Source organism: Leptospira dzoumogneensis (genome assembly GCF_004770895.1).
Classification (GTDB): Bacteria; Spirochaetota; Leptospiria; order Leptospirales; family Leptospiraceae; genus Leptospira_B; species Leptospira_B dzoumogneensis.
On sequence record NZ_RQHS01000010.1, the window covers coordinates 13,169 to 35,137 of the forward strand.

Annotated in this window: 19 protein-coding genes; 9 read left to right on the top strand and 10 right to left on the bottom strand. The window is 41.2% G+C overall.

All coding sequences use genetic code 11. The features are described from left to right. Window positions 1–187: 187 nt before the first annotated feature. The 3 genes from EHR06_RS05885 to EHR06_RS05895 all read right to left on the bottom strand — a co-directional run bounded on the left by EHR06_RS05885 (window position 188) and on the right by EHR06_RS05895 (window position 4,971). On the bottom strand, window positions 188–2,101 hold the full coding sequence (locus EHR06_RS05885; protein WP_135756150.1) for an AMP-dependent synthetase/ligase: 1,914 nt from the start codon (window positions 2,099–2,101) through the stop codon (window positions 188–190). 80 nt (window positions 2,102–2,181) lie between these two features. Further along, complete coding sequence (locus EHR06_RS05890; protein ID WP_135756151.1) at window positions 2,182–3,294, bottom strand: AraC family transcriptional regulator; 1,113 nt, start codon at window positions 3,292–3,294, stop codon at window positions 2,182–2,184. Window positions 3,295–3,336: 42 nt separating this feature from the next. After that, window positions 3,337–4,971: a glycerol-3-phosphate dehydrogenase/oxidase gene (locus EHR06_RS05895; RefSeq protein ID WP_135756152.1), complete on the bottom strand. Its 1,635-nt coding sequence runs from the start codon at window positions 4,969–4,971 to the stop codon at window positions 3,337–3,339. Between the two features lie 157 nt (window positions 4,972–5,128). Between EHR06_RS05895 and EHR06_RS05900 the strand changes: the two genes are divergently transcribed. Further along, window positions 5,129–7,138, top strand: a complete 2,010-nt coding sequence (locus EHR06_RS05900) for a SpoIIE family protein phosphatase (protein ID WP_135756153.1) — start codon at window positions 5,129–5,131, stop codon at window positions 7,136–7,138. A 132-nt stretch (window positions 7,139–7,270) separates the two neighbouring features. Continuing rightward, complete coding sequence (locus EHR06_RS05905) at window positions 7,271–8,965, top strand: FAD-binding oxidoreductase (protein WP_135756154.1); 1,695 nt, start codon at window positions 7,271–7,273, stop codon at window positions 8,963–8,965. 55 nt (window positions 8,966–9,020) lie between these two features. Here EHR06_RS05905 and EHR06_RS05910 read toward each other — a convergent pair whose 3' ends face one another. Genes EHR06_RS05910 through EHR06_RS05920 form a run of 3 tightly spaced genes read right to left on the bottom strand, consistent with a single transcriptional unit; the run spans window position 9,021 to window position 12,644 of the window. Beyond that, window positions 9,021–9,785, bottom strand: a complete 765-nt coding sequence (locus tag EHR06_RS05910; RefSeq protein ID WP_100724667.1) for an enoyl-CoA hydratase/isomerase family protein — start codon at window positions 9,783–9,785, stop codon at window positions 9,021–9,023. A 17-nt stretch (window positions 9,786–9,802) separates the two neighbouring features. Further along, a complete protein-coding gene (locus tag EHR06_RS05915) occupies window positions 9,803–10,612 on the bottom strand; it encodes a hypothetical protein (protein ID WP_135756155.1) in 810 nt (269 codons plus the stop codon). 16 nt (window positions 10,613–10,628) lie between these two features. Continuing rightward, a complete protein-coding gene (locus EHR06_RS05920) occupies window positions 10,629–12,644 on the bottom strand; it encodes a tetratricopeptide repeat protein (RefSeq protein WP_135756156.1) in 2,016 nt (671 codons plus the stop codon). A 115-nt stretch (window positions 12,645–12,759) separates the two neighbouring features. Between EHR06_RS05920 and EHR06_RS05925 the strand changes: the two genes are divergently transcribed. Together EHR06_RS05925 and EHR06_RS05930 are read left to right on the top strand one after the other, a co-directional pair. Continuing rightward, window positions 12,760–14,208: a hypothetical protein gene (locus EHR06_RS05925; protein ID WP_135756157.1), complete on the top strand. Its 1,449-nt coding sequence runs from the start codon at window positions 12,760–12,762 to the stop codon at window positions 14,206–14,208. Further along, a complete protein-coding gene (locus EHR06_RS05930; RefSeq protein WP_135756158.1) occupies window positions 14,195–15,307 on the top strand; it encodes a cysteine desulfurase family protein in 1,113 nt (370 codons plus the stop codon). Before EHR06_RS05925 ends, EHR06_RS05930 begins: the two co-directional genes overlap by 14 nt. Before the next feature lie 37 nt (window positions 15,308–15,344). Here EHR06_RS05930 and EHR06_RS05935 read toward each other — a convergent pair whose 3' ends face one another. Beyond that, window positions 15,345–16,472 carry a deoxyguanosinetriphosphate triphosphohydrolase gene (locus EHR06_RS05935; protein WP_425269485.1) on the bottom strand — a complete coding sequence of 376 codons (1,128 nt, stop codon included), beginning with the start codon at window positions 16,470–16,472 and terminating at the stop codon, window positions 15,345–15,347. A gap of 143 nt (window positions 16,473–16,615) precedes the next feature. Between EHR06_RS05935 and EHR06_RS05940 the strand changes: the two genes are divergently transcribed. From EHR06_RS05940 to EHR06_RS05950, 3 genes are read left to right on the top strand one after another with little or no spacing between them, the layout of a single operon-like run. Beyond that, window positions 16,616–17,245 (top strand): DedA family protein, encoded by a 630-nt coding sequence (locus tag EHR06_RS05940; protein WP_135756160.1) that lies wholly within the window; start codon window positions 16,616–16,618, stop codon window positions 17,243–17,245. A gap of 47 nt (window positions 17,246–17,292) precedes the next feature. Continuing rightward, a complete protein-coding gene (locus EHR06_RS05945; RefSeq protein ID WP_135756161.1) occupies window positions 17,293–17,844 on the top strand; it encodes an HNH endonuclease in 552 nt (183 codons plus the stop codon). A 24-nt stretch (window positions 17,845–17,868) separates the two neighbouring features. Then, window positions 17,869–18,360, top strand: a complete 492-nt coding sequence (locus EHR06_RS05950; protein WP_425269486.1) for an LIC11661 family lipoprotein — start codon at window positions 17,869–17,871, stop codon at window positions 18,358–18,360. On the opposite strand, the gene EHR06_RS05955 is transcribed toward EHR06_RS05950, so the two are convergent. Genes EHR06_RS05955 through fliS form a run of 3 tightly spaced genes read right to left on the bottom strand, consistent with a single transcriptional unit; the run spans window position 18,357 to window position 19,713 of the window. After that, window positions 18,357–18,839, bottom strand: coding sequence for a molecular chaperone DnaJ (locus tag EHR06_RS05955; protein ID WP_135756163.1), 483 nt, complete (start codon window positions 18,837–18,839; stop codon window positions 18,357–18,359). The genes EHR06_RS05950 and EHR06_RS05955 overlap by 4 nt on opposite strands. Beyond that, the gene (locus EHR06_RS05960) at window positions 18,818–19,252 is read right to left on the bottom strand and encodes a hypothetical protein (protein WP_135756164.1); all 435 of its coding nucleotides are present in this window, start codon (window positions 19,250–19,252) and stop codon (window positions 18,818–18,820) included. Before EHR06_RS05960 ends, EHR06_RS05955 begins: the two co-directional genes overlap by 22 nt. An 8-nt stretch (window positions 19,253–19,260) precedes the next feature. Further along, the gene (gene fliS / locus EHR06_RS05965; RefSeq protein ID WP_086446379.1) at window positions 19,261–19,713 is read right to left on the bottom strand and encodes a flagellar export chaperone FliS; all 453 of its coding nucleotides are present in this window, start codon (window positions 19,711–19,713) and stop codon (window positions 19,261–19,263) included. A gap of 86 nt (window positions 19,714–19,799) precedes the next feature. Here fliS and purN point away from each other — a divergent pair, with 86 nt between their 5' ends. Continuing rightward, the gene (gene purN, locus EHR06_RS05970; protein ID WP_135756165.1) at window positions 19,800–20,426 is read left to right on the top strand and encodes a phosphoribosylglycinamide formyltransferase; all 627 of its coding nucleotides are present in this window, start codon (window positions 19,800–19,802) and stop codon (window positions 20,424–20,426) included. 1 nt (window position 20,427) lies between these two features. Continuing rightward, window positions 20,428–21,969, top strand: coding sequence for a bifunctional phosphoribosylaminoimidazolecarboxamide formyltransferase/IMP cyclohydrolase (gene purH / locus EHR06_RS05975; protein WP_135756166.1), 1,542 nt, complete (start codon window positions 20,428–20,430; stop codon window positions 21,967–21,969).

A 21,969-nucleotide genomic window follows, 5' to 3' on the forward strand; every position in this document is an offset into this window, starting at 1 on the left:
TTCTCTCTTATAGATAACTCTCCGGTTTGTTGGAATTCCAACAAGAAGCTGTGTGCGAAAAATTCATTGTGTAGATTGGAATTGTGTGATATAGGGACGGGGCGCTCCCACGAGCCACTCCCCTCCACCCAAAGCTAGGGTGGGGGCGGCACTTGCACACGTTGGAGTTCCAACAGTCGGAATATTCTTATCTCAAAACTTCTTCTTTTTTGCCTGAATAAATATCTTTGATCAGTCCTGAATATTTATCAGTTACTACATGTCGTTTTACGGAAAGTTTTGCCGTAAGTTCATCTCCGGTCTCGAAAGGTTTTGGCAATAATCTAAAGTCCACTACCCTTTCGAATGATTTGAATCCGTTCGTTGCGGAGATTGCATTTTTGATCACCGCTTGGATCTTCACCGCACATTTCGCTTCTTCTTCCGCGGAAATGAAACCGACTCCCGCTTTGTAGTCCGGGAAAAATTCAGGATTTGGAACGATCAGAGCAGAAAGGTATTTTTGGTCCTGGCCGATCACCATACATTGTAGTATGAATTCCGATTGGCTTAAAATATTTTCTATCGGGACAGGCTCCACATTCTCCCCGCCTAATAGAACGATTGTTTCTTTTGTTCTACCTACAATTTTCAGACAATTATTGTAAGTCATCATTCCTAGGTCTCCGGTATTGAACCATCCACCGTTCATCACTTTACGAGTATTCTCCTCGTCATGATAATATCCGGACATGACCTGATCCCCTTTTACATGGATCTCACCTTTGATTGCGTAACCTTTCGGCCCGCCTTCTTCAGTAGTCCAAAGAATTTTAGAAGTATTCGGATCCACAACTCTAAGAGAAGTTCCCTTATACAAAGGACCTACAGTTCCCATCACTGCTTCATCTAAAATACGAACGGAGATCACTGGAGAAGTTTCCGTCAGACCGTATCCTTCCAAAACTTGGATGCCTATCGCATTAAAAAATTTATCCACATGAATAGGAAGAGCCCCTCCTCCGGAAACGGTTCCCTTCAATTTCCCGCCGGTAGCCTGACGGATCTTTTTCAGAACGATCAGATCCAAAAGACTGGCTGGAAGAATATTCAAAATATATTGAATTACTTTGAAAATTCCTACGAATAAGGAAACGATAGAACTTCTTCCATTCAGATCCAATTCCCTAAAACCCAACCAACGTTTTGCAGACTGAATATTCGAAGAGAAGAAAAGCGCCGCATGAAATAAACTTTGTTTTACACCGGAAGACTTGGCAACAGTCGCATAAATCCCTTGGTATACGCTTTCCCAAAGCCTAGGTGCAGAAGCCATGAATGTAGGTTTCACTTTTTTTAGATCTTCTTTCAAAGTTCTAACGGAAGAATAATACGTACCCGCTCCGAAATGGATACATACCATCTCGAACATTCTCTCGAAACTATGCCATACTGGAAGAATGGAAAGTATCCTTTCTCCCGCCTCAAGTTTGATCGGGATACGGTTGATCTGTGACATTATATTCTTATGAGTTAAAGGAACACCTTTAGGACGACCGGTTGTTCCAGCGGTATAGATCAGAGTGAAAAGATCCTCCTCTTGGATTTGGGAAATTCTTTTCTCTATCTCACGGTTGCCCTTTTCTCTCAGTTCTTTTCCTCTTTGGACCAGGTCCCAGAATCGTAACTCTTTTCCGGTTCCTTTGGCATTCTTATCTATTAGAATAATTGTATGTATATTCTGGAGAGAGCTTTGGTTTTGGTAGAGTTTCTTTAATACTGAATCATTCTCCGCAAATACGATCGTAGCTCCGCTATGAGGAAGAATATGGTTTAGATCAGAATCGGTCACATCCGTTCCTCTTGGAACATCGGCCCCGCCCGCCATTATGATCGCGTAGTCGGTGACGATCCATTCTAAACGGTTATCTGCAAGAACTGCTGCATGTCCCTTATAAGGAAATTCCAATTCTATAAGTGCGGTCCCTAGCTGTGATCCTAACTCGTACAATTCGGAATAGCTCACCGAATCGAATTCTCCCGAAGAATTTTTAGTTAAAAACGCAGGTCTTTCCCCATATTTATTTTTGGACGATTGATATAAATCGGCAAGAGTTTTCATGCCACCTCCTAGGATGGAGGAAAGTATAGGGCCCTTAGGAATGTTTGTCGTCCTGGCGTATAACTCAGGACGTGCGGATTTTAAAATTTTAACGAAGCCTTATATAAAACCGCGGTTTTTCTGAATTCACTGGGTGTAGAATCCGCAAATTTTTTAAATGCTTCATTGAATGCGGATTTAGAATTGAATCCGACCGATTCCGAGATCGCTAAAATGGAACGATCCGGATCTTCCAATAGAAGAACCTTAGCTTCTTCTATCCGCCATGAATTGATATAATCCGAAAACTTCATGGACAGACGTTGGTTTAAAAATTCGGAAAGTTGGTGGTTGGTCAGCTCCAACTCTTCTGCAAGCTGAGAAAGTGTGAGATCTTCGTCTGCGTAAGCCTTCTCCCTTTTCATTAGTGCTTCTAAACGATCTTTGATCTTGGATTCATCCATTCCTTTCAGTCTGGATTTTTTATAACGGACTTCTCTTAAACTTTTTCCTACGAAACCAAGCCAATTCGGTTCTCTTTGAGAAAGTAAAAATCCGATCACTAACAAAACCGGAAGACTGAATATACTTTCTTTTACGAATTCTATTCTTCTTAAAATGGAACCTGTGAGTCCCCAGAAGATCACAAAACAAACTAAGCATATGAAGATCAGGAACATTTTTCTGGCTCTTTCTTCATTCTCATCTTGTTCTGAACGAAATAAGTAACTTTTGTACATCCAAAGCAAAGGTAGAAAATAAGAAAGGATCGAAATTTTGGGAGTGATCTGTAAGAAAGCGAGTATACTGGAATACGATCTTGCCTGGGCGATCTCTTGTAATGTGCGAAGTCTAAATTCTTCTCCGCCCAACCAAAAAGGTAAGAGTAAAATTACGGAGAATAGAATTGGCAGAAAATGAAGAAGTATCTCTTTTTTAGAAAGTTCTAGACCGAGTAAGGTGATCTGAAAGTGGATATAAAGAAGAGGAGCAATTCCGAGTGCAAAAGGAATATGGATCGCATATAAGATAGGATATGTTTTGACTAGTCCGGAAAGGAATGTTGCAGCTCCCACAAGCCAGAAAGAGGAACAAAACATGATTAGGGAGGCTCTGGTCCTTTCTCCCAAAGAAGCGGGAGAAAGTAAGATCCCCAATGACCAGATCCAGCCGAACGCGATCCCAAAAACCAAATAAGCAGTTTCTAAATCCATGTAACCTACTAAAGAGATACCAGATAGAAACTAGATTAAAAGTCAAAAATGATAACGAGATAGTATCTCCGAGGTTTCCGTTTTTTTGCGAGCAGGGTTCCAGCCTAGGGTTTTTCCCAACTCCTCTACAATTCTATGTAGAGATTCTGAAGAAGGTGCGCCAGGCACTCCTACTCCGGATCTACGGAAGAAGAAGTCCGTTCCCTTTTCAATTTTCTCTTCGGAAGCAATATAACGGATCTCTGCGGTATTGAATTCTTCCCCATTATTCAAAGTCACCGATTCGTCGTTTGATTTTTGGTATTTGAGCACTTCATAGGCTAAACTTCCGTATCGAGCACCCAAACTTTCTAGATATTCTCCGGAAAGTTTTGGATATTTTTTGGTAAGCCCTTTGACTAAAGAAGAATGATCCGAAAATTCTCCGGAAGAAAGCGGGATCTGATCCGTTTCGCAGGGCAAAAATTTTCCAGGAAGATATTCGCAGAGTTTGTCCGTGATCTTCTCCGCTAAATGTCTACTGGTCGTATATTTTCCACCTAGAGCAGTATAAAATCCTGGAAGCCCTTTTTCCTTATGATCTAAAATTTCAGTTTTACGGGAAGCATTGTAAGTGTCCGATTTTTCACCCGGATCTTCTACAAGAGGTCTCATTCCGCCATAATAAAAATCCACATCCGATTCTGTTAGATCGGAATATCCGAATGTATAATTAATTTCTTCTAATAGACCTTGGATATCGGATTTGGTAACCTTAAATTTATCCGGAGAATCGGAGAATACGGTATCCGTAGTTCCTATGATCGTTTTGCCTCTCCAAGGTAGAACGAACATATGGGTCTTGTCCCTTTTTTTTAAGACGATTGCCTTGGAAACAGTCAATGCCCTGGTTACGATATGGATTCCTTTGGAACGGACTAGCACTTTGTCCATTCCGACTCCCGCCAAAGATTCCACAAAATCAGCCCAAGGACCCGCGGCGTTCACTACAGTTTTCGCAAATATTGGATACGTTTTGCCGCTTCTTTTATCTTTTAAGATAGCCTGATACACTTTTCCCTGCTGAGAGATCGCAACAAGCTCGGTATAATTGAGAGCCGTCCCTCCTTTCTTTTCAGCGGAGAAGATGAACTCACATGTATGTCTTTCCGGATTCGTGTTCTGGTAATCGTAATATAAAAATCCACCTTTGAGTCCGTTACGTGGAAGACTAGGCGCTTCCATCACTACTTCTTCCGGAGATAAAAATCTGTATTTAGGGATCCAGGAATCAGAACTGATATTTCTATTTCTATCGTACGAAAAATAATCGTACATTCTAAGACCGATATTCGTGATCCACTTTTCAGGATTAGAATATACCGGAATAATAAAGCCTAATGTTTTGAGTGCGTGAGGGCTGATCTTTGCGAGGATCCTCCTTTCTCTTAATGATTCTCTCACGAGTCCAAACTCTGCATTTTTTAAATATCTTAAACCTCCGTGAATTAACTTGGAGGTAGCTTGAGTTGTACCGGAAGCAAAATCATTTTTCTCAACCAAAACTGCCTTTAACCCGCGTAAGGTGGCATCCCACAAAGTAGTAGCACCTGTGATCCCTCCCCCTATCACTAAGGTATCGAAAACTTGAGAAGAAATCTGAAAAGATTGCGTTTTAGGATCTTTCGGTTTAGCCATAGATTCACAGTTTGGATTCAAGAACTCGGTCGGTCAAGACATTAGAAATTACACAAGTTCTTTACTCCAAATCAGTAGATGATAATTTTTGCTTAGACCCGGTTCTTATTTCCCACTTATTTTAGGGACCTGAACCGAACGGAGTTCGATTCAATAGATGTCATACACTTCCTCCCGGGCAGGTAGTTTTCAAAACAAATGGAATTCTATTTTAGGTTTTTTTAAGAAGGACCAGGATAGAGAAGTATATGAAAAAGAATACGTCGATGATCTAAAAAGACAGAACCGAGCCATCCAGTATCCGGGTGCAGTACTTGCGATGTTTGTTTGGTTGGGTTTCGCTTTTGGAACGGACCAAAAATTACATCCTGAATTTCCTGAACTTTTCTATTTCCGGATCGGATTCTCTATAGTCGGAGTTCTTAGTTTAATTTTCCTTCTATTGGATACTTTGTTCAAGATCCCTACTCGCAAATATAGTTTGGAAATGGCGTATGTATTCATCGCATATCTTCTACTTTGCACTTCCTTTTTTACGGGTAGAATTGCGGACGATCCGAATTACGTATCAGGACTGCAGATCGCTCTTATCACAATCGTATTTGTTCCCCTTCCTAAAAATTCATATTTTGTATTCTTATTATTATCACTGATCTCTTTTGTAGGTTCCGTTCTTATTTATTCTCCGAACTTGAGCACTCCTCAGGCGGCGTATTCTATGCAGAACCTGGGGATCGCATTCCTTCTCACCTTAGTCTTCTCTATCATTTTGGAAAGATATCGTTTCGTAAGTTTTGTAAGCAGATTTAAGATCCAGGAAAGTAATAGAGAAATTTCGGAGAAAATGCAGCAGATCCAAGCCTTAAAAGAAAAGCAGGACGGAGATTATTTCCTTACCGCGCTTCTTCTTTCCCCTTTGATCAAATTGGACAATTCCGAAAATTCAGCAGTCAAAGTGGAATTCCTACTGGATCAGTACAAAAAATTCTCCTTCAAAGATAAAGATTACGAATTGGGTGGAGACTTCTTAAGTGCCTATATAGTAAAGATCCAAGACAGGGAATACACTGCATTCATCAACGGGGACGCGATGGGAAAATCCATCCAGGGTGCGGGCGGCGCCCTGGTTTTAGGTTCCGTATTCAATTCTATTATCAGCCGGACTAGACTTTCTCCGGAGATACAATCTAAGTCTCCTGAACGCTGGTTAAAAGAAGCATTTATAGACCTGCAAAACGTATTCGAAACATTCGACGGATTTATGTTGATCTCCGCTGTTTTAGGAATAGTGGAACATTCTACCGGAGCGATGTATTATATAAATGCGGAACATCCTTGGCCCGTTCTATACAGGGACGGAAAGGCGATGTTTTTGGGGGCAGAATCCAATATTCGTAAATTAGGGATTTCTGAAATGTTCGGTTCCAAGATCCAGGTCCAAACTTTCCGTATGCTTCCAGGTGATACGATCTTCTGCGGATCTGACGGCAGGGATGATCTAGTATTAGAAGAGGATTTTTCAGGCAAACGGGTCATGAACGAGGATGAGACAATCTTCCTTGCCTCTGTGGAGGAAAGCGGCGGAGAATTAAAAACGATCCGCAGATCCCTGATCAGCAGAGGAAAACTTTCGGACGATCTAAGTATATTATCTATTTCTTATAATCCTTCCAGAAATCCCTATATGGAGGATAAAAAATCAATTTCAGAAGCCGAGTCCGTATTCCAAAAAGGGAACACAAAAGACGCAATACGGATCCTGGAAGAAGGTTTAAATAGATCCGGAACCGTCGGAGAACGTTATTTTCCCCAAGTTGCCAAACTTCTTTCCAGATGGTATGATAAGATATCCGAATTCAAAAAAGCGGCAGAATGGGCGGAGAAGTCCATAACCTGGGATCCTTCCGAAACCGAACTTTTATTTTATTCTTCTATACTTTGGAAGAAGGCTTATACCCAGAAAAAAGATACCGAATATTTAAGATCAGCGGCAGAGCTCGGAGAGAAGTTAAGAGTACGTTCTCCAAATCATTTAAAAAACCTGATCAATTTGTCGGATATTTATAGGCTACTTGGCAATTCTTTCCGGGCCAAAAAGTTACTCGAGGAAGCATCTATTCTTTCACCGGATGATCCTAAGATCGCAGAGCTAAAAAAACGCCTATAAGTCTTTCCATTAATCCGGATGTAGGAACCCCTGCGCTGATAATTGACAGACACCGAAAATCCTTTTTACCTTGCTCTCTGGAAAGATTCGTATTTATTGGAAACGTTTTACATTAATCGGAGATAAGACCAAATGTTCTACCACGAACTCAATTCCAAAATCGACTATTCTAGATCCAATCTTAGATGGAATGCCTGGGGTGCAAACGATCAGGACTTCGGTAGAAAGTCTCAGATGCCTGAGATACTCAAACTTCTCCAAAGAGAATTCAAATTGGATTCTATCCGAGAAACTCCTCCCGTTTCCTTGGAAGATATAAAACTTCCTAACAGCAAACTAGGTACTAATGATATCAAAAACCTAAGCGCAATCGTAGGTAAAAACAATTTCAAAAACGATAGATACGAGAGGATCTTTCATTCTGCAGGCAGAAGTTATTACGACGTTCTCCGACTCCACTTCAATACTCTCAAATCATTCGTAGACGGAGTGGTTTATCCTAAAAAAGATTCCGAGATCATTAAAATTTTAGAATATTGTTCTAAAAACAAGATCACGATCATTCCGTTCGGAGGAGGATCTTCCGTTGTAGGCGGTGTGGAAGTGATTAAAGGTAAAGGACAAAAAGCTGTTCTTTCCTTGGATATGACCGGGATGACTGAACTCGTATCTTTCGATCCGATCAGCATGACCGCAACTTTCCAAGCAGGGATCTATGGGCCTAAACTGGAATACGGACTCAACTTAAAAGGGTACACTCTTGGGCATTTTCCTCAATCTTTCGAATATTCTACTTTGGGCGGATGGGTCGCTGCAAGAAGTGCGGGACAACAATCCAATCGATACGGAAAGATAGAAGAGATACTAAGTTCCGTAAAACTGATCAGCCCTAACGGAACAGTGGAAACTCTCAGAGCGCCTGCTGCTTCTATCGGACCGGATTGGAACCAGATCATTGCGGGCAGCGAAGGTCTTTTAGGGATTATTTCAGAAGTTACGATCAAGATCCACAAGATCCCTGAGACTAGAAAATATTTCGGCCTGGTATTTCCGGATCTACTTTCTTCTATCAATTTTATCCGCAAAGCGAATCAAGAAGAGATCAAAACTTCTATGATGAGACTTTCAGATGCAAACGAGACAAGGCTTTATGAGTATCTCGGAGAATTAGGAAAGAAGAATACACCGATCCGCAAATTCAAAAAATTCCTGCAAAATTCTTATCTGAAATCAGTGGGGATCGGAGAGAATAAATGTGTGGTTTTAGTGGGACTGGACGGATCTAGACAAGAAGTAGATCATTCTTTCAATGACCTCAAGAAACTCTGGAAAAAGTCGGGAGCGATCTTTGCCGGAGAAAAGTTAGGACAAAATTGGATCCATAGCAGATACAATATGCCATTCCTAAGAAATCATGTAATGCAGTACGGAATGGGAGTGGATACGATGGAAACTTCCAGCACTTATGATAAGCTGGAAGATCTTCATAAAGCCGGAATTGAGTCCTTACAAAATTCTATCCCAGGTTCCATCGCTATGTGCCATTTATCTCATAGTTATCATGAGGGAGCTTGTTTGTATTATACGATCTTATTCCCCATGGATGCTAAAAAGCCGGAAGAACAATGGTTTAAGATGAAAAGATCCGTTTCGGATACATTCACTTCTTTTAAAGCTCCAATCAGCCACCACCACGGTGTAGGTTTCGATCATAAAAAATGGTATGAATCCAGCTTAGGTAAACCTGGAATAGAAGCTTTAAACGGACTGAAAAAAGTGCTGGATCAAAAAGAAATTTTGAATCCTGGAAAATTATTCCATTCTTAAAAATTCACCAAGGCCGCGGCAGAGACAGCCTGGGATTTTTTCCCAGGCATTAATTTCAGGTAAAGACCGGGCGTCTTCTTTCTTGGATGGACTTCATTCCTTCCTGCCCATTTGAACTAGCGATCGCTTGTGCAAGAAGATCCACATCTCTCTTTTCCAGAGTATCCGCAAGTAAACGTTGAGAATCTCTAAGGGCAATTTTTACTCCTACTACGGACTCCATTGCCATGTCTTGGAATTGAGAGCACCATTTTCTGGCTTTAGGGATCACTTCTTCCGGAGTTGCAGATTCCTCTACTAGCCCTACTTGGACAGCTTCGTCTGCCTTTAAACCTCTTCCGCTGTACAATAGGTCTCTTGCTGTTTTCATTCCGACTAGATCTTTCAAAACTGTTCCCGCAGTGGATGGGAAATTGATACCGATTAGCGACTCTGGAAAACCTAATCTTCCTTTTTTCTCCACTAAGATCCTATAATCAGAGAATATAGCAATAACTGCACCTACTCCCATGGAGTGGCCGTTCATCGCACAAACAACAGGTTTTGGAGAAAATAGAACTCTTCCGCATGCACCGAGCGCCTCTCTAAGAACTTCTTTGATCTCTTCCAGGTTTTTACCTACGAAGATCTCAGGATCGAATCCGTTGGAAAAAAACTTATCATTCCTTCCGGACAGAAGAATTGATTTTACGGATCTGTCGTTTTCTGCCTGTTCGAGCACTTCTCTAAATTTGCGGAAAAACTCTCTTCCTAAGGAATTGGTCTCGTTTGTTTTGATATAAAGTTCTAAAATATGGCCGTTTTTTTCTACGTCTAACATATTCACTTTCCTTAATATTAGAATCCGAACACTACTTGATTCAATTTATCAGTGCGGGATACTTTTTTCATTTTAATTTCGATACGATTCTGGTCAGCCCCATCCGTTCTGGAAACGATACGAGTGATCGTTATTTTAGGAGGAAATTCAACTTCTCCCTGAACGTTTGTGACTGCCTTTACGTTTTTACCGCTGGAATCCCATTCCACGGAACGGATCCCGTTTTCTGCGGTGTAGTAAGTCCATTCTTCTCCCGGTTTTCTGACGAGTACAATTCCATCGTTCGGCTGAACGAGCGTCCATTGTGGTTTGAATAATTCAGCGTTTCGATTGGAAAGAAGATAATAAATTACAGGAAAAGGAACTACTGTCTGTTTTCCCGTGCTTGGATCGGATAACACTATATCATCCATGGTTTGTTCATGGATCTTGTCCACGGAAACAGTTTTGATCCGGATAGTCTGCCCATCGCTAAACACTTTAGAAACACTGATCCCAAAGAGTTTATCCATGAGCTCGATCTGCATTTTACCGGTCGGCTTATCGTAGAAAATTTTTCCAGATAAAGAGAATACGTCTTTTTTAGGGAAAAAATTTTGGATACGTATATCGAATTCTCCCGAATAAGAAGTATTCGATTCTTCTAATTTACGAAGGCCATCCAAGTATTTGGAACCTTCCTTGGATTTAGCGCTCCAAAATTTGATCTTTCCTTTTTGACGGAAATTAATCTCTTCAATATCCGTGGTCACGCAGGATTGAAAGAATAGAATAAAACAAAATAGGGACCCGAATATGGAAATTCGAGTGAAATGGTTTGTTCTCAAAACAAGTCCTCCCGGTCTAGGATTTATTTGAGACCGGATTCATTCTTAACCTCTCCAATTTTTCCCGAATTCGAACTTTGTCTTCCTTCTTTTGAAAAAGAGTTTCCGATTTTTCCCAGAATCTTCTGGCATCCGCAAATTCTCTTCTTTCATGATGAACATCTCCTAAATGTTCGCAGATAGTAGGATCGTATTCGTTTTTATCCTGTAAAATTTGGAATGCAAGATTTAGATGTAATAAAGCCTCATCCACTCTTCCCTTCTTATAATAGATCCAACCCAAACTATCTTGGTATGCTTCATTATCAGGAGCAAGTTCCACCGCTTTTCGGATAAGATCGAGCGCCTCATCCAAACGAATTCCTTTTTCAGAATAATGATAACCTAAGTAATTATATGCGATCGGATTTTCCGGATCCAATTCCATAGACTTGCGAAGATCCTCTTCCATCTCAGGAATCCTTCCTAGTTTTTCTAAAGTAGAAGCCCTGTAAAAATGATATACGGAAGATTTCGGTTCCAATCGTATTGCCTGTTCGAATGCTCCCCTGCTTTGTTCCAGCTTTTCGGATTGGAATAGAACAATTCCTAAAAGATAATACGCGTAATGATTATTCGGATCATTTTTTAGGATATTTTGGATGATCTCTTCCGATTCTTGTACCTTTCCCGGAGGATTTCCTCTGAGCAAGAACGCTAAATGTAATTCATACTTTTTAGAATCTTCTGTAGAAGAAGTGTATTGGATCGCTTTACGAACTGAAATAATGGATCTAAATACGGAACCGGATTGTTCGTACACTCCGGCTAAAAAGTCGTATTGTTCCGCAAGAATTCTTGGATCTAACTTTTCTTCTTCCGTGATCTTAATGGATTCGAGTAATAATGTTTCTGCAAGCGTGGTCAATTGGGATTGGAGCGCAATGGATGCTACTTCTACCAATTCTCTTATATATTCTTTTTTATTAATATTTGCGTCTCTTTTTTGGATCTCTAAAACTCCAAGTCGAATAGAAAGTCTTTTAGGAAATCTTTCTTTCAGCGGGAAAAGAATACGTCTTGCATCTGAATATTTTGAATTTAGTACGGAATACAATCCAAACAGAACCCCGTCCTTATTTAACTTACCCTTCTTCCTTAGGTCCTCGAAATAACCTGCTGCCATGGATCTACTTTCTATAAAGTACATCTCTCCCAGCATCAACTCCACGGAAGAATTTCCCTGGATCTCTTGTAGAATTCTTTGCAGTTGCTTTTTGGCCTGGGAAAATTTGCCTAATTGATCTAAAATTTTTGCGAGAAGGAATCGGATCTCCCAGTTTTCAGGCCTCATCTCCAAATAACCCGAGATATAGAAGAGAGCCTTCGTATTTTGGCCTAATGCAAAATATGTTTTTCCTAAAGATAAATATACGAATTCAGGATATTTAGGATTGGAGTCTTTTTGTTTGATCAGATCTCTAAGAGAGCTTAAATACAAAACTGATTTTGCATCATTCTTTAAAGCAAGCTCTGCGGAGCTTAATAAATAGTAAAAATCAGGATCTTCCGAAAACTTACTCAGATGAGATTCCAAATAAGTCGCAGCCTTTTCATATTCTCCGCTGTTTAAAAGAATGGTTCCTTTTAAAATATAGGATTCTCTAAAATTTGGATCCGATTTTTCGGCCAAGTCCAGTTCGGAAACCGCATCCTTCCATTGGCCCAAGTAATAATGTGCGAGTGCCTTGTTCCAACGAAATACTGCGGAAACAGGAACTCCTACAGATTCGGAACATCGAATATAATCTTGGAAATTTCGGACCGCTTCAATGATCTCTTCCGTTCTTTCTCTTCCTTCGGAATTTCTGGCCTTATTCAAACTCTCTAAACCTAGAGAATAATAATAAGCAGGCCAAACGGATTTGGCCCTTCCGGAAGAATCAATGTCCCTACATACAAAAACGGAGTCAGTATTTTGGGGAGAAGCAAATAAGGTACCTACATCCAAAACGGATACCAGAAGGATCGGAATAATGCTTGCGTGTTTCATAATCCCCGGACTTGTATAGGGTTTGGAATCGAAAAAAGCGAAATCTTCACTCTCTCTACTCTCAAGCGAGGGACTCTATTCGTCTAACGAATTTTCCGGAACTTAAGGAAAGAAATTGTTCAGCATTCTAAAAGAAAAGAAAAAGTTATTCTTAACACTTTTGTTGATTTGGACCCTGGCAGCGATCTATATCTATCCCAGGAGATTCCAGATTTTACGTTCCTTCGCACTTTGGTTGGAACCTCCCGTCTTAAATCCTTCCCTTTCCGCAAAATTACAGTCCAAGGGAGACGATCTATTATCCGAAAAAGTAGAATACAGACAGATCGAACATTATTTAAGAACAGATCAATTGTCCAGAGCCTGTGTTCGTGCCTACAGAATAGGAAAGGAAGGTACTGGAGATATTTTCAGGGTCCCAAGCTGGATGGAAGCAAAACACCAAGGCTGGACCATAGAAAGACTTGCAAACCCAAGCGAGACCAAATTTTCCACGGGAGAAAAACCTGTGGATCCGTTCGAATACTGGAAAGAATTCTACCAAATCCCTCTAGAAGCTTTAGATTATTATAAAAGAGCCTTAAACTATAATCCTTTTGACGGATATAATTCTCCGCCGGTCCAGGCATCTCTTGGAAAAGACAAACCGGAGATCTCAGGCAAAAGTCTTTTGGAGAAGATCAGGATCTCTTCCTTCGCCTCTTGCCGCCCGGAAGAAGCGATACTCGCTCATTTCCAAGCAATCCAAAGGATAGAAGAACTAGTATTCGAAAAACTGAAAGAAGTAAAACCTCCATCCATTCCTTGGTGGAAACGTGCCTTAAATTTTTTCAGTTTTAGCTGCAATAAACAAGAAGAAGAGAATGTAACGGAAGATCTTCCAAAAGAGATCCGGATCTGGAAAAAGATCACAGAATCCCAATCTTCTCCTATCGTATTCTCAGAAGATTATCCGGATACTACTACATTAACCGCGAATAAGTATAAAACACTTCTTTTAAAAACATTGGAGCTGCTCAGACTTAGAACGGATGAATCCCATCCTTCTCTTTCTCCGGAAGAATCCGTTTCCTTATTCACAAGAGTTCTTTATTTTTCCTGTTCCAAAAGATCTATTCCTGCGGAGGCGAAATACTGGGGAGCAAGTGCAATCGCCGCGATCCCTTGTGAAGCTTCAGATACGGAAGGCGCCAAAATATTTTATTCCAATTTGAATCGAAATGCTCAACTATTCTATAAATTGGGAGATAGAGATCCCAATTATAGAAAAAAAGCAAAGGATATGTTCGAGGCGGTTTATCAGTCCTCTGCAACTGATCTAGGGACCAGATTCCAGGCAAAACTGATGAGAGTCAGATGCCTATTGTATGAAGCCAATTTTGACCAGGCACTGAAAGAATTGGACGCATTGGATACGGAAGTTTACACCGTAGATCCGGATTATAGAAATGATAAGTCCGGTTACGAAGACCTGATCGAAGATAAAAAGAAACTATTGCAGTACACACTTCGTCGAAAAGGAAGATACGAAGAAGCAGACGATATTTTCGATGAAAAGAATTAAATACTTCGATTATAATGCAACCCATCCTCCTATTCCAGGTTTATTGACTAAGATCTTAGAAGAATATGAGGAAGACTTTTTTAATCCATCCGGTCCTACTCGATTTTCATTAGCAAGACAAGGCAAGATCGAAGAATCTAGAAAAGTTTTAGCAAAACTCACAGGAAAAGATCCTAAAGGATTCGTATTCGTATCTTCCGGAACGGAAGCGGATTATTCTCTCATATACTTTGCAAAACAATTTATCAAAACGACGGCCTATCTATCTCCCTTTGAACACGCCGCAATGTATTCCTCTTTTAGAAGTTTAGGAATTCCTTATAAAGTTTTAAACACCGATAAATCAGGACTCGTTTCGGTTTCCGAATTAGGATCTTATCTGAAGAATGAGCCGGGTCCTGTGTTTGTATTACACGCGGGAAATGAAACAGGTGTGATCCAACCCATCCAAGAATTAGCGGAAATTTCCACGAAATACGGAATGCCTTTTTATTCGGATCTGATCCAATCATTCTCCAAAATTCCGGTGCCATTCTCCGTTCTGAACGGATTTACATTCTCAGGGCATAAAATTGGAGGAGGATTAGGCTCTTCCGTTTTATGGTTCGATCCAAAACATCTGCCGGAAGGCGGAGTTTTCCAAGGAGGAAACCAGGAGAATGGACATAGAGCGGGTACGGAAAATTCTCCTTCTATTCTAGCCTTGGCGGAAGCTTCCAAGATCCAGTTTGCAGAAATGGAGAATAAGAACAAAAAACTGGAATATTATAGAAACAAGATAGAATCCAAGCTCAAAAGTTTAGGTGCAGAGATTGTAGCCGAAAATTCGCCTAGACTATTTTCCACTACGTTTGCTCTACTTCCTTTGGATGATCTTGACTTTTTTATGATGGGAATGGAGGAGAAAGGATTTGCGGTCTCTACCGGATCTTCTTGCAAATCCAGATCCAGAGAAGCAGCACCTTCTCTACTTGCGATGGGTTATACAAATGAAGAAGCGCTCAGGGCGATCCGCATCTCCACAGGCTTGTATACAACGGAAGAAGAGGTGGATTCACTCTTAGTTGCACTGGAAGAAACAATTCTTTCCATTAGATAATAATCCGTCTTAAAGACCAAAGGTCGCGTCAAAGGATTTATTTTCCTATCGTAGATGCCATCTCTTCCGCATATCTGTCAGTCATCCCGGCCACATAATCGCATACACATCTTTCTAAACCTTCTTTTTGGATCCTTCTCTTGTAAGTTTCCGGAATAGAATCAGGCTGTTTTCTGAAATGGAAAAATAATGTTTCTATAATATCTCTTCCTCTGTCGCTTGTAACTACAACGGAGGGATGCCTGTACAATGTTTTGTACAGAAATGATTTTAATTCTCGCACCTTCTCCCCATACCCAGGATCATAGGTTGCGATCCTTTTTCCTTCTTGGAAGGCAAGATTCAGATCGGAGCGATTTGAAATTTTCCATTCGGAAATCCTGGATTCGATTGTGCGGATCATATTAGAGACCATACTGTTTGTAAGCTCTCGGATCACAGTTCTTACAAAAACTTTTCCATCCAGCTTTGGGAACTTACCTTTTACCGTTTCAGAAGTTTCTGCCCAAAGAGAAAGTGAGTTCAGATCTTCCGCTTTTAGATAACCCATCTCCAGACCGTCATCTATATCATGGCTCGTATAAGCGATCTCGTCCGCTACATCCGCACATTGTGCTTCTAAACTTGGGCCCTCGTTCTTTCTTTCCCTTCCTAATAGGGAGCCGTCATATTCTCCCCCATGTTTCATCATTCCTTTTAAGGTTTCTTTGGAAAGATTCAGTCCAGGAAATTCCGGATAACGTGTTTCAAGTATCGTAACGATCCGAACCGATTGTTTATTATGTTCGAATCCGCCGAATTCTCCCATCAAATCGGAAAGCATATCCTGGCCTGCATGTCCGAAAGGTGTATGCCCTAGATCATGAGCTAGTGCGATCGTTTCCGCAAGTAATGAGTTGAGTCCTAATGCAGAAGCGATCGTCCTAGAAATTCCTGCAACTTCCAGAGTATGAGTGAGACGATTGCGATAATTCTCACCAACCGAATAAACGAACACTTGGGTTTTATATTGTAATCTTTTGAATGCGCTAGAGTGAACTACCCTATCTCTATCTCTTTGGAATGGGATACGGTACGGGTGTTCTTCTTCCTTATATTCTCTTCCTCCGGTTTCGTCCTGCAAAACTGCATAGCCCGCTAAAAGAGAATTTTCGGCTTGGATGATTTGGTTTCTGTCTTTTTGCACCTGAAACCAATTTGAGACTTAAAAAGATCGAAAGCAAGCCAAACAAATCTAGTTTTTCGATTCCCATTTACCCGGGAAAAGTTTCACTGGTGGAATTCTAGTCGGAACAGATAGAAACATTCATGGATCTAGTTAATATCCCGGATTTAGTCAATTTTTTTTCCCGCTTTGGAAATGAGTTCTCTTACCTAGCAGTTTTCTCCACTCTTATTCTCTGCGGTTTCGGTCTTCCAATTCCTGAAGATATCTCGCTGGTTTCCGGCGGAGTTTTGGCAGGTTTAGGATACGCAAACGAACATGTAATGTTTGGAGTAGGAATGGCCGGAGTTCTTGTAGGAGACGGTTCCGTATTTTTACTAGGAAGAGTTTTCGGGGAGAAGGTATTACAAATTCCTTTCATCGCCAAGTTTTTGACCCCGGAAAGATTTTCCAAAGTGCAGGAAAAGTTTTCTAAGTACGGGAACTGGGTAGTATTCATGGCGAGGTTTATGCCTGGCCTAAGGATGCCTATTTATCTAACGGCTGGGACTTCCGATCGGATCTCATTCTTTAGATTTTTGTTCTTGGATATGTTTGCTGCCGCGATCTCTGTTCCGATCTGGGTTTACCTAGGCCATTATGGTGCAAAAAATTTGGACCTATTAAGCACCTTGGTCCGCCAAGGGCAAATTACAATCTTTGCATTATTAGGAATTCTTGTATTAGGCCTAGTTCTATATTTTACGATCAAAAAGAAACGTTCCGGGAAATAATACTTTTACTCGACATAATTTTGTGAATCTATACAGTTTGGTTAGATATGGATGTTCTAACCCAACCTGTGTTGGTGCTGAACGCGACCTATGTCCCGGTTGCGATCCGAACCGTTAAAGACGCCGTTATCCTTCTCATCCTCAGAAAAGCAGAACTCATTAAAGACGAAAAAGGCCTATTTATCAGGTCTGAAAAACTGAAACTTTCCACTCCCAGGATCATACTACTCACAGACTATTATAAGGTCCCCAAACGTAAGCATAAACTCTCTAGAGAAAACATATTCCTAAGAGACGATCATGAATGTGTGTACTGCAAACGCAAACTACCTTCTTCCAAACTTACCTTGGATCATGTGATCCCTAAAAGTCGTTGGGAAGAGATCCCTCGGGAAAAAAAACCGAAGGACTATCATACCTGGGAAAATTTAGTCACTGCCTGCAGGGACTGTAATACCAAAAAAGGAAACAAACTTCTTCAAGAACTCAAGTGGGAGATCCCTGAAAATCGGTCGACAAACAAGAGACGTTTTCCACAATTTTCAGTATCCACCCAATTGGTCGAAAAATTCGGCTGGGCGGACTATATACGCAGCTAAATGAATCTTTTTTTATCCAGAAGAATGTACACATTCTTCTCCATCTTATTCCTAATTCTTTCCTTATCCTCTTGTTATAATTATTCCACGAATCGGATCGTAACTACTCCACCTACTTTAGTAGGGATCACTTTAATCGGCACAGGAGTATATGAACTCAGACTGAGGGCCGGAAATCCGGAAGCATTTTTCAGCGGGTACACTTTATATACAGGAAGTACTGCGGACGCATCCAGGAACCCCGCCGATTTTTCTTCCGGAAAAGCATGCGAACTACCTTTAAATATGCTTCCGAACCAACCGAAAGAATATTCTATAGAAGTAAATCCAACAGCCGGCCCGCTTGCAGTTCCAGGTGCTGGAGAAAATACGAACAGAGTATGTAAGATCGTCGCTACTTTGAATTCGGGAGATTACGTAACTCTTAGATCTTCCGTGATCTCTTTCGATCTGAATAGTGGAACAAAAGATATTTATGTATTCTCTATGCCTTCGAATACATTACAAGTTCCTTAATCTTTAAACCATACGCTTATCTTCTTAAGAGTAGTTTCAGTATCTTCTTTCCAGATACTCTTCGGGAATTTTTCTAAAAACTCCTCTAATCCATTTTTAGCGGTTTCTAATTCTTGCCTTAAACGTAGAAGCGCAGGATTATCTTCCTTCTTCAAATATACAGGATTTCCGTCTGTGAACTGAAAATATTTTTCGATCGCTTGGGCAGCTTTCTGTTTTGCCGATTTATAAAATTGGAATCCTTCCGGATCTTCTTTAGAATTTTCTAAAATTGCAAAAGGATCGTTTTGGAGAGAAGAAAGAAGAACATCCCTAAGCTGGACTAATTCCTTAAATAGAATATCCGTCTCATATTCTCCAGAGTCAGGATGATACTTACGAGAGAGTTCCCGGAATCTGCTCCGTACTAGATTTGCGTCGAATTTTTTGGGGAGTCCGTAAAAGTCCAGGGCACGGCTCAGCAGGTCCCCGTCTTCCAACCTAATTTCCTATGAGCTAGGAATTTTTTGAGTTGGATCTTGGATTGAACCATATTCAACTCTTTGCGATATTCCTGCAGAATGATCTCCATCTTTTCCCCTACTTGGGAATTCAAATCCCTGGACTCCTCCAATTTTTGGAAGATCGTATCGGAGAGTCGAATAATTTCTAAGGTTTGAGGAGAAGATTCTTCTAATTGTTCGATCTTGCGGTCCAGTCGTTTCATCTTTTCGACTAGGTCTGCATTTTGGAGTTCTAGCTTGGCAGTACCTTCTCCGTCCCCAAAACCCAAAATTTCCAATTGGCGTTTTTGGAGTTGGATCAGTTTGTCCAAAAAGGAAATTTTCTCCTCATAGTAAGAGGAAAGTTTTTCTTCCCTGGAATTTAGATTTTTAGTTCCCCTACCCGCCATTGGTGATCTTAACCTTGGAGAGAGAGTCCGGTTCTTTGAGAACCGGCGGAAGGCATAGGGACCACGGAAGAAGTTTTTTCCTTCTTCTCAATTTCTTCCCAAGCAAGTTTTAGATCTTCCAGATATTTGATGATTTCGGAAAGGATCTCGCTGTCTTTCTTCATGTTCGCTTCTAATAAGCGCTTTTTAATATAAACATAAATACCAAGAAGATTATTTGCGACCTCTCCACCGTTCTCCATGTTCAGAGCGAGCATCAGTTCAGTCACAATCTCTTGGGCTTTTAGGATATTATTATTCACCACGTCGTACTTGCGGGGTGTATTATTCTCGATGGCAACGTTCAGGAAGCGAATTGCCCCTTCATATAACATCACGATAAGCCGGCCCTGACTCACAGTAGAAATTTCATTGGATTTATACTGTTCGACGGACGCCGTCGATTTTCTAGCAAGTGACATGTGTCTCTCCTGAAATACTTTTCGACAAAATTCCGGACCGCCTTAACGTGGACTGGTAATTCTTAGCGTATCGGATGCGAAAATTCTTGGCAAGTCTGATTCCCAAACCCAGAAAAAAGCTTGTATTTTTGGCCTCCGGGCGGGGGAGCAACCTAGAAGCTGTCCTTCAGGTGATCCAAAAGGGAAAAATTCCCGGAAATCCTGCATTTTTAGTCACTGACAACCCGGAAGCACCTTCTATCCAGATCGCTGCCCGCCATAATGTCCCGGCCAAGATCTTAGACTTCAAATCTTATTCCAAAAAGGAAGAATATCATCTGGATCTTCTCCGCACCTTGGAAGAAATTTCTCCGGATCTGATCGTGGCCTGCGGGTACATGAGAATTTTAAAACCGGATATCATTCGGCTCTACCGAAATAGGATCATCAATATACATCCTTCTCTTCTTCCCTCCTTTACCGGTCTACATGCTCAGAAGCAAGCATTCGATTATGGAGTGAAAATTGCGGGCTGCACCGCTCATTTTGTGGACGAAGGTGTGGATTCCGGTCCTATCATTTTGCAGGGAGTTGTTAAAATCGAGGAAGGAATGACCGAAAGAGAATTGACTCTTGCCATTCTCAAAGAGGAACATAAAATCCTGCCCCTCGCGGTTAAACATTTCTGCGAAGATCGGCTCCTCATTAAAGACAGGAAGGTCTCAATCCTCTAGCATGATCAAAATCACTCGTGCCCTTATTTCAGTCAGCGACAAAACAGGACTTATCGGATTCGCTAAGTATCTGGAATCTAAAGGAGTGGAAATCATTTCCACCGGCGGAACCCTCAAAACACTTACCGAAAACGGAATCAAAGCGATCGCAATAGACGATTATACCGGGTTTCCGGAAATTTTAGACGGAAGAGTAAAAACTCTCCACCCTAAGGTCCACGGAGGACTTTTGGGAGTGATTTCCAAACCGGAACACAAACAGAAGATGGAAGAATTAAAAATTCCAAAGATCGATCTGGTTGTTGTGAACTTATATCCATTCGTTCAGACTGTTTCCAAACCTGGGGTTCATCTGGACGAAGCAATCGAAAATATCGATATTGGCGGACCTTCTATGATCCGCTCCGCTAGTAAGAACTACAGACATACGGTAGTGGTTACTGATCCGAACGATTATAAAACTGTAGAAGAATCCATGAAAGTAAACGATGGTTCCGTGGACGCGGACACTTCTTTCCTTTTAATGAGAAAAGCATTCTCTCATACTGCAATGTATGATACCGCGATCTCTTCTTGGTTCAATAAGCTCGCCGGGGAGAAGTTCCCGGACATTCTAAATCTTTCCTTTACCAAAAAACAAAAGCTCAGATACGGAGAAAACCCTCACCAGGGCGCCGCTTTCTACGAGCCTTTGTTTACCAAGAGCGAGTTCTCTCCTCTACAAGGAAAAGAATTATCTTTTAATAATATGTTGGATTTTGATGCGGCATTCCATATCTCCGCACTTCTTCCCGATAATACAGTATGTATCATCAAACATTTGAACCCTTGCGGGATCGCTTATGCGGATGATACATTAGAAGCTTTCCGTTTGGCAAAAAGAACGGATCCTATTTCCGCATTCGGTGGGATCATAGGTATCAAGGGCACAGTCACTGGAGAACTCGCTGTTCTAATCGGAGAAACTTTCGTGGAAGGTGTGATCGCCCAGAAATTCGAACCTGCAGCTCTAGAATATTTCTCTAAAAAACCGAATGTTCGTCTGATTGAGATCGCGGATTTCCAAGAAGCATTGGATGAAATGGATTTGAGACCGATCCATCATGGAATTCTTCTGCAAGACAGAGACTATGCAACCATCACAGAAAAAGATCTGAAGATCGTTTCTAAAAAACAACCTACCGAGGAAGATATCAGAGGATTGATGTTCGCTTGGTCTACCGTTAAATTTATCAAGTCAAACGCGATCGTTTATACGGAAGAGAACGCAACCTTAGGGATAGGTGCAGGACAAATGTCCAGAGTGGATTCGGTTCAACTAGGTGCGACCAAGGCTCTAAACGTTGGACTTTCTGTTGTAGGTTCTTATGTAGCGAGTGATGCATTCTTCCCATTCAGAGACGGGATTGATGCGATCGCAAAAGTAGGAGCAAAAGCGATCATCCAACCCGGAGGTTCCATCCGGGACGAAGAAGTGATCAAGGCGGCTGACGAGCATGGACTGATCATGGTGTTCACCGGCATGAGGCATTTTAGGCATTAA